This is a genomic window from Streptomyces sp. NPDC002386, assembly GCF_053593175.1.
The window spans coordinates 469,475-481,819 of record NZ_JBSFBX010000004.1 but is presented as its reverse complement, the minus strand read 5'-3'; the positions used below and the strand labels follow the sequence as shown (position 1 = coordinate 481,819).

Sequence of the window (12,345 nt, the reverse complement as noted above, 5' to 3'; positions counted from 1 at the left end):
GCGGCGCATCGGCGTCGGCCTGATGTACGGGCTGTGGCGGCCGCGTGTACTCGGCGCCTGGAAGCTGCCCGCGAGCGGCCCGGCGATCCTCGCCGTGAACCACTCGCACAACATCGACGGGCCGATGGTCATGGGCGTCTCGCCCCGGCCGACGCACTTCCTGATCAAGAAGGAGGCGTTCGTCGGCCCGCTGAACCCCTTCCTGACCGGCATCGGCCAGCTCCAGGTGGACCGCGCCTCCGCCGACCGCACCGCCGTCACCCGGGCCCTCGGTGTGCTGGAGGCCGGGGGAGTGCTGGGCATCTTCCCGGAGGGCACCCGGGGCGAGGGCGACTTCGCCTCGCTGCGGGCCGGGCTCGCGTACTTCGCGGTGCGCGGCGGAGCGCCGATCGTGCCCGTGGCCGTACTGGGAAGCACCGAGCGGCCCGGCCGGTTGATAAAGGCGCTCCCCCCGCTGCGCTCCCGCGTCGACGTCGTCTTCGGTGACCCGTTCGACGCGGGCGACGGATCGGGACGGCGCACGCGCAGGGCGCTGGACGAGGCGACCGAGCGCATCCAGAAGCAGCTCACCAGCCACCTGGAAAACGCCAGGCGCCTCACCGGGCGCTGAACCCTGCCCGGTGGATCATGCCGGAGACGCGGGGCCTGGCACGCCCACCCGCGGCGTTGTCGTCGGTCCCCGACGCTCCGCGTCGACTCGCTCCTGCGCCTTGCGGCTGGACGCACCAGGCCCCGCTCGGCGGCGTCGGTCGGATACCGTTGATTTCCTCCGGCCTGATCCACCGGGCAGGGCAGGCGACACTTGAGTAGTGGATCAGCCCACCAGGGCCGCTCCACCGATCACCACGATGAACAACGAGGTACGGACTTCATGAACGACCAGACCCAGCCCGGCGACTCGGCTGAGCACGAGTACGACCACGGGGCTCTCGGCGACGCCGAGTACGCGGAGTTCATGGAGCTCGCCGCGGAAGAGGGCTTCGACATCGAGGACGTCGAGGGCGCCATCGAGGCGGCGGGCCACGGCCCGCTGCCCGTGCTCGCCGTCGTCGGCCGTCCCAATGTCGGCAAGTCGACCCTGGTGAACCGGATCATCGGCCGCCGTGAGGCCGTGGTCGAGGACAAGCCCGGTGTCACCCGCGACCGCGTCACCTACGAGGCGGAGTGGGCGGGCCGCCGCTTCAAGGTCGTCGACACCGGCGGCTGGGAGCAGGACGTCCTCGGCATCGACGCCTCCGTCGCCGCGCAGGCCGAGTACGCGATCGAGGCCGCCGACGCGGTCGTCTTCGTCGTGGACGCCAAGGTCGGCGCCACCGACACCGACGAGGCGGTCGTACGGCTGCTGCGCAAGGCGGGCAAGCCCGTCGTGCTGGCCGCCAACAAGGTCGACGGCCCGAGCGGCGAGGCCGACGCCACCTACCTCTGGGCCCTGGGCCTCGGCGAGCCGCACCCCGTCTCTGCCCTGCACGGACGCGGCACCGGCGACATGCTGGACGCCGTCCTGGAGGCGCTGCCCGAGGCGCCCGAGCAGACCTTCGGCACCGCGGTCGGCGGTCCGCGCCGCATCGCCCTCATCGGCCGCCCGAACGTCGGCAAGTCCTCCCTCCTGAACAAGGTCGCGGGCGAGGAGCGCGTCGTCGTCAACGAGATGGCCGGCACCACCCGCGACCCGGTCGACGAACTGATCGAGCTGGGCGGGGTGACCTGGAAGTTCGTCGACACCGCGGGCATCCGCAAGCGGGTCCACCTCCAGCAGGGCGCCGACTACTACGCCTCGCTGCGCACCGCGGCCGCCGTCGAGAAGGCGGAGGTGGCCGTCATCCTGATCGACGCCTCCGAGAACATCTCGGTGCAGGACCAGCGCATCGTCACCATGGCCGTGGAGGCGGGCCGCGCGGTCGTCCTCGCCTTCAACAAGTGGGACACCCTCGACGAGGAGCGCCGCTACTACCTGGAGCGGGAGATCGAGACCGAGCTGGGCCAGGTCGCCTGGGCGCCCCGGGTCAACGTCTCGGCCCGCACCGGCCGCCACATGGAGAAGCTGGTCCCGGCGATCGAGGCGGCCCTCGACGGCTGGGAGACCCGGGTGCCCACGGGCCGGCTGAACGCCTTCCTCGGCGAGCTGGTCTCGGCCCACCCGCACCCCGTCCGGGGCGGCAAGCAGCCGCGCATCCTGTTCGGCACCCAGGCCGGCACCAAGCCGCCGCGGTTCGTCCTCTTCGCCTCCGGCTTCATCGAGGCCGGCTACCGGCGCTTCATCGAGCGCCGCCTGCGCGAGGAGTTCGGTTTCGAGGGCACCCCGATCCACATCTCCGTGCGGGTGCGCGAGAAGCGCGGCAAGAAGAAGTAACCGGCCCGCCGAGGCAGGCATGGCGAAGGGCGGCCCCCCGGTTCTCCGGGGGGCCGCCCTTCGCCATGCCTCAGGCGCCGCGCCGCGGAGCGGGCGGCAGCCCCGCCGGGACGTGATGCATCCCGGTGTCCTGCTGCCGCCCCAGCGTGCCGACCCGCTGCCACTGCGGCTGGTGCTGCTGACCGCCGCCCTGCCGGGCGCTGTACGCCCCCGCGCTGTAGGCGCTGTAGGAGCTCACGCGGTACGAGCCGGTGCTGTGCGGGGTGTGCCCGAAGGCGCAGAACCCCAGCTCCTCCTCACCACTACGGTCTCCCGGCAGCGTACGGAAGGCCTTGACCCACTCCGCGTAGAGCGAGTCGTAGATCGGCGTCGCCGAGGGCGCGACCGAACTCTCCCCCGCCCGTGCGGACGGAACGTAGGCGAAGGCGGACCGGCGGGGAGGAGGAGTGTCATATGCGTGCACGTATGTCCAAACGACCGGAATCGGAAAGGGATGCGGTCGTACAAGTGGGGGCGCGCTCCCGGCCTACCGTCGGACGGGCCTCAGGTGCCCGCGAGGGGCAGGGCCGCCGCCACCAGCTTGCCGCTCGCCGCGGCCCGGTCGAGGGAGTCGCGCAGCAGGTCCTCCCGGGGCTGCCGGCCGATGGACCCCACCGGCGCGGCGAACATCAGCACCTGCTGGTGCTTGTTCGCGGCCGCTCGCCAGCTGTCCGTCACCTGCAGCGGCTGGTGCGCCTGCCACCAGGCGACCGGCTGACCGCCGCCCATCCCCGGCTGGAGCACCGCGTGGAGCTGGCCCATCGCCAGCAGCACCGACCAGCCGTGCAGCACGGGCGGGACCGACGCCAGCTCCATCACCGGCATGAATCCCTGCTCGATGAGCAGCGGGAGGAAGTCGTCGCCGGCGCCGTAGGAGCCGGGGCGCACGATGGGCGCCGTCGGCTCGACGACGAGCGCGGGGTGCAACTCGCCCTCGATCAGGACCAGTCCGCTGGTCACACCGAGCACGGCCTGCTCGGGCACGGACCGCCCCGGGGCGCCGTCGGCGGCGGGGCGGCCGCCGATGGACCGCACGGCGCCCTGCAGCTGCTCCTCGGTGACCTGGACGACCTGCGAGGGCAGGCAGCCGGCGTGGGCGAAGGCGAGGACGGCGGTCTCGTCGCCGACGAACAGAACGGTGCTGGTGCGCTCCTGCTCGGAGTCGCCCGGGGTGCGGCAGGACGTGCAGTCGTAACTGCCCGGGGCGTTCTCTCCGGCGAGCAGCCGGTCGGCTTCTTCGTCGCCGATCTCGGCGCGTACTGCGTCACTGACGTCGAGCATGCGCGGCACGGTGGCTCCCTCGGGATGCGGTGCTGGGTCGGCCGGGTGGCTCCCGGCCGCTGAGCCCCGGGGTTCCGGGCTCATGAAGAAGACAACGGGCGTCCTGTGGTGGGGGTCACGCCCCGGGGGCGACGGAATCGAACCATCCACCGCACAGGGTCACCGTTGGTGCGGAACCGGACACTCACCGTCAAGTCCGCGTCACGCCAAGGCACTTGAACGAGTGAAGTGGGTCACGCGCCACTCGTGTGTGTGGTCGAAAAATCGTGAAATCCGCGCATGAAACGGCTGGCCGAAAATCGCCGGTACCTGAGGTAACCGCGAACTGGCCTGGCACGACGGCGACTTGGTTGAAACAGCCCGGCCGTTCTCTCTACATTCCTCCGCCGTGTGCAGTGAGCACCGCCCGGGTACGTCCGCCGGCCGGCCAGGCAGAGCACGATCGCCGCACCGGCGGCGGCGGACGGGGCGGGCGCGAGGAACCGCGGTCCTGCGCGGCGAGGCGCGCTCCGCCCGGGGGAGCCCGGGTTCGTGGAGAGGGAGTTACATGTCCGATTGTGCCGATACCACCCGCCGCACCACCCGCCCCGACGGTCCCCGCAGGGGCCGTACGGCAGCGGCCGCCCTGGCCGGAGCCGCGCTGCTGGCCCCGCTGGGACTGACGGCCGCCGCCGGCGACGCGACCGCCGCCGACAACGGGGTGTGGGACCGCATCGCCCAGTGCGAGAGCGGCGGCGACTGGCACATCAACACCGGCAACGGCTACTACGGCGGGCTCCAGTTCTCCGCCGGCACCTGGCGCGCGTACGGCGGCGGCGCCTATGCCGCGACGGCCGACCAGGCCTCCAGGAGCGCGCAGATCGCCGTCGCCACCAAGGTCCAGCACGCCCAGGGCTGGGGTGCCTGGCCGGTCTGCTCCGGCCGGGCCGGAGCCACCGGGACCGCCCCGGCGGCCACCTCGGGCACGGCGGACGGCAGCGGCGCGACGACGAAGCCGGCGCCGGCGGCGCAGCCCGAGCGCACGGCGGCCCACACCGGCCGCGACGCGGCCCGCGGCGCCCGCGGCGACTACACCGTCCGCGAGGGCGACACCCTGAGCACCATCGCCGCCCGGCACGGAACCACCTGGCAGCGGATCTACGCCGCCAACCGGCCCGTCATCGGCGACGACCCGAACCTGATCGTGCCCGGCCGGCGCCTGGCGCTCTGAGCGAACCGCGCACCGCAGCCGCTGTCCCGTCGAGGACAGCGGCTGTCCGCATCGGCTGGCAGACTCGGCGCCATGTTGGAGACCTCGGCACGACTGCTGCGTCTGCTCTCGCTGCTCCAGGCCCACCGCGAGTGGTCCGGCGCCGAACTCGCCGACCGGCTCGGCGTCACCCCGCGCACGGTCCGCCGGGACGTGGACCGGCTGCGCGAGCTGGGCTACCCGGTCAACGCCAGCCCCGGCACCGGCGGCGGCTACCAGCTCGGCGCGGGCGCCGAACTGCCCCCGCTGCTGCTGGACGACGACGAGGCCGTCGCCGTGGCCGTCGGCCTGCGCACCGCGGCCGGCCAGGGCATCGAGGGCATCGGCGAGACCTCCGTACGCGCCCTGGCCAAGCTGGAACAGGTGCTGCCGCACCGGCTGCGCCGCCGGGTGGGCGCGCTCAACGCCTTCACCGTGCCGATGCTGCGCGGCGGCCCGCCGGCCTCCCCGGTCGACCCGGCGCTGCTCACCGAGATCGCCCATCTGTGCCGGGACGCCGAGCGGCTGCGCTTCGAGTACCGCACGCACGACGGTGCCGCGAGCCGCCGCACCGTCGAACCGCACCGGCTGGTCTGCACCGAGCGGCGCTGGTACCTCGTCGCCTGGGACGTCGACCGGGCGGACTGGCGGACCTTCCGGGTCGACCGCATCACCCCCAGGCCGCCGCACGGACCCCGCTTCACCCCGCGCGAGCCGCCCGCCGAGGACCTCGCCGCCCACGTCTCCGAGGGCGTCTCCACGCGCGCCTACGCCGAGCGGTCCGCGGTCCGGCTGCTGGTGCCGCTGCACGAGGCCGCCGAGCGGATCTCGCCGTCCGCCGGGACGCTGGAGGCCGACGGCCCGGACGCCTGCGTCCTGCGCAGCGGCGCGCCGAGCCTGGAGGTGATGGTGATTCACATCATGATGACCGGCTTCCCGTTCGAGGTCCTGGAGCCCGCGGAGCTGACCGAGGCGATCAGGGCGATCCGCGACCGCCTCGACGGGGCGCTGGCCCGGTCGGCGGGACCGCACGGCGGCACCCCGAAACCGTGAATTCCCATGCGGTGTCAGCCCTCCCGGCACCGCCCGGGATTCGGCGCGGAATCACGCGTCGCACCGGTCCCGGTGGATGCCCCGGCGCTTTCCGCCGGACAATTCGGGAGGGCGCTCCGGCGCCCGAGAATTCTGTTCGAATACCCCGGCGAACGGTACGGAAACCCCCGATCGTGTGACGGAGTTCGAGGAAAACGGGTTCGGGAACCTGTGACAGAAGCGTGACAGGAGGGGGACCGAAGGCCCGTCCGTCACCGCGGCTTCCGTCGCCGCCCGATGCGGCCTAGCGTGGCCGCATGGCACCGATTCCCACTCCGCCAGCGGAGCCCCAGGACAGTCCGGACGGGTACGTCGGCCTCGAGGCCCCGAACGCCGAGCGGCTCGCCCGGCAGCGCGGGTGGCCGACGGTACGGTCACTGCCGCCGGGCACGGTCATCACCATGGAGTACCGGGTGGGCCGGCTCAACTTCGAGGTGCGGGACGGGCTGGTGACCCGCGCCTGGAAGGGCTGAACACCCCTCGCGCACGGCGAAGGCCCCGCTCCCGGAGGGAGCGGGGCCTTCGCCGTGGCGGAGTCGGTCGTGCGTACCGGACCCGCCTGCGTGAGTGTCAGCCGCCAGAGACGGGGCGGGCGGGCTGGGAGGCGCCGCGCGGCAGCCGGTCGGCGTGCGGCGGCCGGCGGCTGCCCGCCGGGGTGACCGGGGTGCGCTCCGAACGCGCCGTGTGCGGGCCGGGAGCCAGGTGTATCGGCGCCCGGGACCCGCGCGCCGAGGCCACCGGCTCGCGGGTCGGAACGGACTGCCCGGCGGGCGCGGTGCGCGGCTTGAGCACCACCGGGACCGGCACGGCCGGCGCCGGCACCGTACGGCCGCGGCGGGCGCGCCAGCGGTCGCGCAGATCGAAGATCGCGGTCTCGGCGCGGGCGATCAGCGGTTCGCACCACGGCAGGGCGAGCAGGATCAGCAGGCCCGCGGCCCAGCCCAGCAGCACGTCGCTCAGCCAGTGCGTACCGAGGTAGACGGTGGCCATCCCGACGCCCAGCGAGGTCACGGCCGACACGGCCGACAGCCAGCGGCGCGCGGTCGGGGTGGAGGCCAGATAGGCCAGGATTCCCCAGGTCACCACGGCGTTGGCGGTGTGGCCGCTGGGAAATATATCGCCGCCCATACCCATCTCGTTCGAGCCGATCACGGTGGCGTAGTGCGGGCCGAGCCGGCCCATGCCGTACTTGGCGGCGCCCACCGTGATGTTGAGCAGCAGCAGCGAGGCGCCGAGGGTCAGCAGCGGGCGGAGCGTGTGCTGCCGCCAGGAGCGCCAGCCCAGCCAGGCGGCGACCATCACCGCGGTGGGGCCGCGCTGGCCGAGCACCACGTAGTAGTCGACGAACCAGTGGATCTCCGACCACTGCTGGTACGGCCGGAAGAACATGACCTGCCAGTCGAGCCGGACCAGCCAGGAGGTGATCACCACGGCCCAGACGATCGCCAGGTAGAAGGCGAGGGTCGCGGTGAACAGCACCACCCGGTGCCGGCTCATCCGCGGCACGTCGAGGTGGGCCGGCCGTTCCGGCTCACGGTCCAGCCTGGCGAACACCCGGTCCAGACGCCGGGTGAGGTTTAGTTCGGTACGCACCCGATCGACGTTACAGTGAGTGCGCTCTGTTCCCGGTCGAAACAGCGTCTTTGTGATGACGATGTGATGTGGGAAACCTCTCAGGAGCCGCCGAATTCCTGCGATTCCGCAATCCGGTGAACCTGCTTCCTGCAATTCCTTTGATCATTCCGGGCGGCGGTTATATGGCCCTTATGAATTCGTTCACCGAATCATGGGCTGGAATTCAGGGCTTGCTCATCGGCCGCCGGAGCCGATCACGGGGGACCGGAGCCGTTCAGCCAGAACGCGCCGTACACCGCCGTCGCGACGGCCAGCCCCGCCGTGACCAGCGCCGATCGTGAGGTCCGCGGCCGGGCCAGGGCGCGGGCGAGCGGGAACAGCAGCGGGAAGGCCGGCATCAGCAGCCGCGGCTTCGACCCGAAGTAGCTCGACGCGCACAGGGCGAGGGCGAGGACGACACCCGTGTACACCAGCAGCGGGAGCGGCTGACCCTGCCGTACGCCGGTCACGTACAGCATGATCAGCAGCGCCACCCCGATGATCAGGCCCGCCCCGGCGAGGGCCGACGGGAAGGACGTGAACTTGCCGGCGACGAAGCCGGCGAAGGCGTAGCCGCCGTCGAACCCGTTGCGCCAGCCGGCCTGCACGTCGAGGTAGCCGAGCGGCCCCCGGTCGGTGCGGTGGCCGACCCACAGCACATAGCCGGCCGCGCCCAGCGGGGCGAGGAGCAGCCCGAGGGCCCGGTGCCACGCGGGCGCGAAAGGGGCGCGAAGGGTGCGCGAGGAAGCGTGCGCCGCGTCGTGCGAGCCCTCCGGCGTGAAAGGAGCGTGCGGCGGTTCGTGTGCGCCGTCAGCGCGCGCGACGCGCTCGGCGCACACCCCGGCCGCCGGGCCGAGAGTGCGGTCGCCGTCGTGCGCGCCCCGCGCGCCCCGCTCGCGCAGGAACGTGAGCACGCCCGCCGCCCACACCGCCGCGACCACCGCCAGACCCACCGGCCGGGTCAGCCCCGCCAGCGCCGCGAGCACACCCGCCCCGACCCACCGGCCGGTCAGCACGGCGTACAGCGACCAGGCGGCCAGCGCGGTGAACAGCGACTCGCTGTACGCCATCGACTGCACGATCCCGACCGGCAGCACCGCCCACAGCAGCACCGCGCAGACCCCCACCCGGTGCCCGTACACCCACTCCGCGACCGCGAAGATCCCCCCGGCCGCGGCCAGCGAGGCGAGCAGGGCGACGAGAACGCCCGCGTGCGCGTACGACAGCGGCGTGATCCCGTGCAGCAGCCGCTCCAGCCAGGGGAGCAGCGGGAAGAACGCCAGGTTGGAGTGGACGTCGCCGTTGGGCAGGCGGACCTCGTAGCCGTAACCCAGCTCGGCGACCCGGGTGTACCAGAGGGAGTCCCAGCGCGCGGACAGCAGGGTGAGCGCGCTCTTTCCGCGCGCCGCGCTCCACACGGCCAGCACGAGCAGGCCGAGGGCGCGGACGGCCGCGTACCCGAGGAGGGCCGGGGCCGCCCGGCGCGGAAGGGAGCCGCGGGCCGGGGCCGCGCGCGTCGCAAGGTCGGTCACGGGCTCGATTATCGACCGGGCCCGGAACCGGGCCGCCCGCCGGGCGTGCGCGGCATCGTGCGAGGTGGCGTACGCCACACGGGTTCGGTCCCGCGTGTGAGAGGTCCGCCACGTGTGCCCAGGACGGACTCGCGTACGCTGACGAGTCACCCGCGTGGGTTTGCGTGGGCCGGAGACCCCGCTCCTCTCCGGCCGTACGACGGAGAGTCCCCGCTCCGCCGATCCGCCGCACGCGAGGGATCATCTGGGAGGTACGTACATGTCCGGGACGACCACGGCCGCCGCTCCGTCGCGCCGTCGGGAGGCCGGGACCGGTGCCGGTGCCAACCGCTGGGTCGTCCTGGTCGTCCTCTGCGTCAGTCTGCTGCTCGTCGCCCTCGACGCGACCGTGCTGCACGTGGCGGTACCCGCCGTCACCGAGGACCTCAGACCCGGCGCCGTCGAGCTGCTCTGGATCGTCGACGTCTACCCGCTGGTCTGCGCCTCGCTGCTGATCCTCTTCGGCACGCTCGGCGACCGTGTGGGACGCAGACGCGTGCTGCTCCTCGGCTACGCCCTGTTCGGCGTCGCCTCCGCCGTCGCCGCCTTCGCGCCGAGCGCCCAGACCCTGATCCTCGCCCGCGCGCTGCTCGGCGTCGGCGGCGCGATGATCATGCCCGCGACCCTGTCGATCCTCCGCCAGGTCTTCCCCGAGCGGCGTGAGCGCGCGCTGGCCATCGGCATCTGGAGCGCGGTGGCCGCCGTCGGCGCGGCCGTCGGCCCGCTCCTCGGCGGCTTCCTGCTGGAGCACTTCTGGTGGGGCTCGGTCTTCCTGGTCAACATCCCGCTGATGCTGGTCAGCCTGCCGGTCGGGCGCATGCTGCTGCCCGAGTCCCGGGGCGAGGGCGACGGCCCCTGGGACGTCACCGGCGCGCTGATGGCGGCGGCCGGCCTGTTCGGCGTCGTGCTGGGCGTGAAGCGGCTCGGCGGCGGGGAGTCCGCCGCGAGCCCGTTCACCGTGGCGCCGCTGCTGCTGGGCGCGGCGCTGCTGTACCTCTTCGTCCGGCGCCAGGGGCGCCGCCCGCACCCGCTGGTGGACCTGCGGATGTTCCGGCGGCCGGCGTTCAGCACCTCGGTGGGCTGCATCGTGCTGGCCATGCTCGCGCTGGTCGGCCTGGAACTGATCGCGGCGCAGTACCTGCAACTGGTGCTGGGTCTGTCGCCGCTGCGGACGGGCCTGCGGCTGCTGCCCCTGACCGTCGCGGCGATGGCGGCGGGCCTCGCCGGCGCCCGGATGCTGCGCCGCTTCGGACCGCGCCGGATGGTCGCCGCGGGCTTCTGCCTCACCGCGGCCGCGGTGGTGACCCTGACCGCGATGGGCGGCGAGGACAACGCGCGGCTGCTGCTCTGCGGCTTCGTCCTGCTCGGCTTCGGCCTGGAGACCACCCTCTTCGGCGCCTACGAGTCGATGCTGAGCGAGGCCCCGGCCGAGCAGGCCGGCGGGGCGGCGGCGATCGGCGAGACCTCGTACCAGCTCGGTGCCGGGATCGGGATCGCGCTGCTCGGCAGCGTGATGAACCGGGCCTACACGCCGGGCCTCGCGTCGGTGCCGGGGGTTTCCCCGGGCGCCTCGCGGGAGGCCGGCCACTCGCTCGGCGAGGCCTACGAGGTCGCCGGACGACTGGGCGGGCCCGCCGGTGAGGCCCTGCGCCGGGCCGCCCGTGACTCCTTCGTGCACGGGCTGCATGTGACCCTGCTGGTCAGCGCCGCGCTGTTGCTGCTGGGCGCGCTGATGGCGCTGCGGCTGCCGCGGATCATGCAGTGCGGCGAGCAGGGCGCGGACGAGATCCCCGCGGTGGGGGCGGTGCCCTCCCCGCGCGAGCCGCAGAAGCCGAAGGTGTCGGCCTGACTCCCGCTCTGGACGTGCGGGACACTGCACCGTAACGTCACCCGGAGACGTAACTAGCGCTGCTAGTTTTTGGTGAGTTCCAGTGTTCCGGAGGGTGTCCCATGTCCGCGTCCGCGAAGCTGCCCCCGTTCGACGCCGCCGACCCGCTCGGGATCGACGACCTGCTCGACCCGGAGGACCTGGCGATCCGGGACACCGTCCGGGGCTGGGCGGCCGACCGGGTGCTGCCGTACGTCGCCGACTGGTACGAGAAGGGCGAGCTGCCCGGCATCCGGGAGCTCGCCCTGGAACTGGGCGGTATCGGCGCGCTCGGCATGTCCCTGACCGGCTACGGCTGCGCGGGCGCCACGGCCGTGCAGTACGGGCTCGCCTGTCTGGAGCTGGAGGCCGCCGACTCGGGCATCCGCTCCCTGGTCTCCGTGCAGGGCTCGCTCGCGATGTACGCGATCCACCGGTTCGGCAGCGAGGAGCAGAAGCTGGAGTGGCTGCCGCGGATGGCCGCCGGTGAGGTGATCGGCTGCTTCGGGCTCACCGAGCCCGACCACGGCTCCGACCCCGCCTCCATGCGCACCCACGCCAAGCGCGACGGCGACGACTGGGTGCTCAACGGGCGCAAGATGTGGATCACCAACGGGTCGGTGGCCGGGGTGGCCGTCGTCTGGGCGCGGACCGAGGACGGCATCCGCGGGTTCGTCGTGCCGACCGACAGCCCCGGCTTCTCGGCGCCCGAGATCAAGCACAAGTGGTCGCTGCGCGCCTCCGTCACCAGCGAGCTGGTCATGGACGACGTACGGCTGCCCGCGGGCGCGGTGCTGCCGGAGGTCACCGGTCTGCGCGGGCCGCTCGGCTGTCTCTCGCACGCCCGCTACGGCATCGTCTGGGGCGCCATGGGCGCGGCGCGCAGCAGTTTCGAGGCGGCCGTGGAGTACGCGAAGACCCGGGAGCAGTTCGGGCGGCCCATCGGCGGCTTCCAGCTCACCCAGGCGAAACTCGCCGACATGGCGGTGGAACTGCACAAGGGGATCCTGCTCGCCCACCATCTGGGGCGGCGGATGGACGCCGGCCGCCTGCGTCCCGAGCAGATCAGCTTCGGCAAGCTCAACAACGTCCGCGAGGCCATCGAGATCTGCCGTACGGCGCGGACGATCCTCGGTGCCAACGGGATCTCCCTCGAATACCCCGTCATGCGGCACGCGACCAACCTCGAGTCGGTGCTCACCTACGAGGGCACCGTCGAGATGCACCAGCTCGTGCTGGGCAAGGCGCTCACCGGGCTCGACGCCTTCCGGTGAGCCTCCGGAGGAGGCAGGGCCGGTGAGCG

10 protein-coding genes and 1 pseudogene are annotated in these 12,345 nt (G+C 73.1%); 7 read left to right on the top strand and 4 right to left on the bottom strand.

All coding sequences use genetic code 11. The annotated features are described in order from the left end of the window. Window positions 1-22 precede the first annotated feature (22 nt). Entirely contained in the window at window positions 23-610 is a 588-nt protein-coding gene (locus ACWCPN_RS11870) for a lysophospholipid acyltransferase family protein (protein ID WP_451204540.1), read from the top strand. A gap of 261 nt (window positions 611-871) precedes the next feature. Further along, window positions 872-2,350 (top strand): ribosome biogenesis GTPase Der, encoded by a 1,479-nt coding sequence (gene der / locus ACWCPN_RS11865; RefSeq protein WP_451204501.1) that lies wholly within the window; start codon window positions 872-874, stop codon window positions 2,348-2,350. Between the two features lie 70 nt (window positions 2,351-2,420). Here der and ACWCPN_RS11860 read toward each other — a convergent pair whose 3' ends face one another. Together ACWCPN_RS11860 and ACWCPN_RS11855 are read right to left on the bottom strand one after the other, a co-directional pair. Beyond that, the gene (locus ACWCPN_RS11860) at window positions 2,421-2,813 is read right to left on the bottom strand and encodes a hypothetical protein (RefSeq protein WP_451204499.1); all 393 of its coding nucleotides are present in this window, start codon (window positions 2,811-2,813) and stop codon (window positions 2,421-2,423) included. A gap of 80 nt (window positions 2,814-2,893) precedes the next feature. Then, the gene (locus ACWCPN_RS11855) at window positions 2,894-3,679 is read right to left on the bottom strand and encodes a hypothetical protein (RefSeq protein ID WP_365122439.1); all 786 of its coding nucleotides are present in this window, start codon (window positions 3,677-3,679) and stop codon (window positions 2,894-2,896) included. Between the two features lie 538 nt (window positions 3,680-4,217). On the opposite strand from ACWCPN_RS11855, the gene ACWCPN_RS11850 reads away from it, so the two are divergent. The 3 genes and pseudogenes from ACWCPN_RS11850 (at window position 4,218) to ACWCPN_RS11840 (ending at window position 6,463) form a co-directional block, all read left to right on the top strand. After that, window positions 4,218-4,880: a transglycosylase family protein gene (locus tag ACWCPN_RS11850; RefSeq protein WP_451204496.1), complete on the top strand. Its 663-nt coding sequence runs from the start codon at window positions 4,218-4,220 to the stop codon at window positions 4,878-4,880. A 72-nt stretch (window positions 4,881-4,952) separates the two neighbouring features. Next, window positions 4,953-5,924, top strand: a pseudogene (locus ACWCPN_RS11845) (helix-turn-helix transcriptional regulator); the annotation flags it as partial. Between the two features lie 323 nt (window positions 5,925-6,247). Beyond that, window positions 6,248-6,463, top strand: a complete 216-nt coding sequence (locus ACWCPN_RS11840) for an I78 family peptidase inhibitor (RefSeq protein ID WP_199209991.1) — start codon at window positions 6,248-6,250, stop codon at window positions 6,461-6,463. Window positions 6,464-6,560: 97 nt separating this feature from the next. Here ACWCPN_RS11840 and ACWCPN_RS11835 read toward each other — a convergent pair whose 3' ends face one another. Together ACWCPN_RS11835 and ACWCPN_RS11830 are read right to left on the bottom strand one after the other, a co-directional pair. Next, the gene (locus ACWCPN_RS11835; RefSeq protein ID WP_451204494.1) at window positions 6,561-7,583 is read right to left on the bottom strand and encodes a phosphatase PAP2 family protein; all 1,023 of its coding nucleotides are present in this window, start codon (window positions 7,581-7,583) and stop codon (window positions 6,561-6,563) included. A 236-nt stretch (window positions 7,584-7,819) separates the two neighbouring features. Continuing rightward, a complete protein-coding gene (locus ACWCPN_RS11830; protein ID WP_451204492.1) occupies window positions 7,820-9,136 on the bottom strand; it encodes a mannosyltransferase family protein in 1,317 nt (438 codons plus the stop codon). 259 nt (window positions 9,137-9,395) lie between these two features. Here ACWCPN_RS11830 and ACWCPN_RS11825 point away from each other — a divergent pair, with 259 nt between their 5' ends. Both ACWCPN_RS11825 and ACWCPN_RS11820 read left to right on the top strand, forming a co-directional pair. Beyond that, window positions 9,396-11,024 carry an MFS transporter gene (locus tag ACWCPN_RS11825; RefSeq protein WP_451204490.1) on the top strand — a complete coding sequence of 543 codons (1,629 nt, stop codon included), beginning with the start codon at window positions 9,396-9,398 and terminating at the stop codon, window positions 11,022-11,024. Window positions 11,025-11,125: 101 nt separating this feature from the next. Next, window positions 11,126-12,316, top strand: a complete 1,191-nt coding sequence (locus ACWCPN_RS11820; RefSeq protein WP_451204488.1) for an acyl-CoA dehydrogenase family protein — start codon at window positions 11,126-11,128, stop codon at window positions 12,314-12,316. The last annotated feature ends 29 nt before the right edge of the window (window positions 12,317-12,345 follow it).

Coding starts and splice junctions, on each gene's coding strand:
- ACWCPN_RS11820 (WP_451204488.1), top strand. CDS start 11,126: ATGTCCGCGTCCGCGAAGCTGCCCCCGTTCGACGCCGCCGACCCGCTC.
- ACWCPN_RS11840 (WP_199209991.1), top strand. CDS start 6,248: ATGGCACCGATTCCCACTCCGCCAGCGGAGCCCCAGGACAGTCCGGAC.
- ACWCPN_RS11870 (WP_451204540.1), top strand. CDS start 23: ATGTACGGGCTGTGGCGGCCGCGTGTACTCGGCGCCTGGAAGCTGCCC.
- ACWCPN_RS11850 (WP_451204496.1), top strand. CDS start 4,218: ATGTCCGATTGTGCCGATACCACCCGCCGCACCACCCGCCCCGACGGT.
- ACWCPN_RS11825 (WP_451204490.1), top strand. CDS start 9,396: ATGTCCGGGACGACCACGGCCGCCGCTCCGTCGCGCCGTCGGGAGGCC.
- der (WP_451204501.1), top strand. CDS start 872: ATGAACGACCAGACCCAGCCCGGCGACTCGGCTGAGCACGAGTACGAC.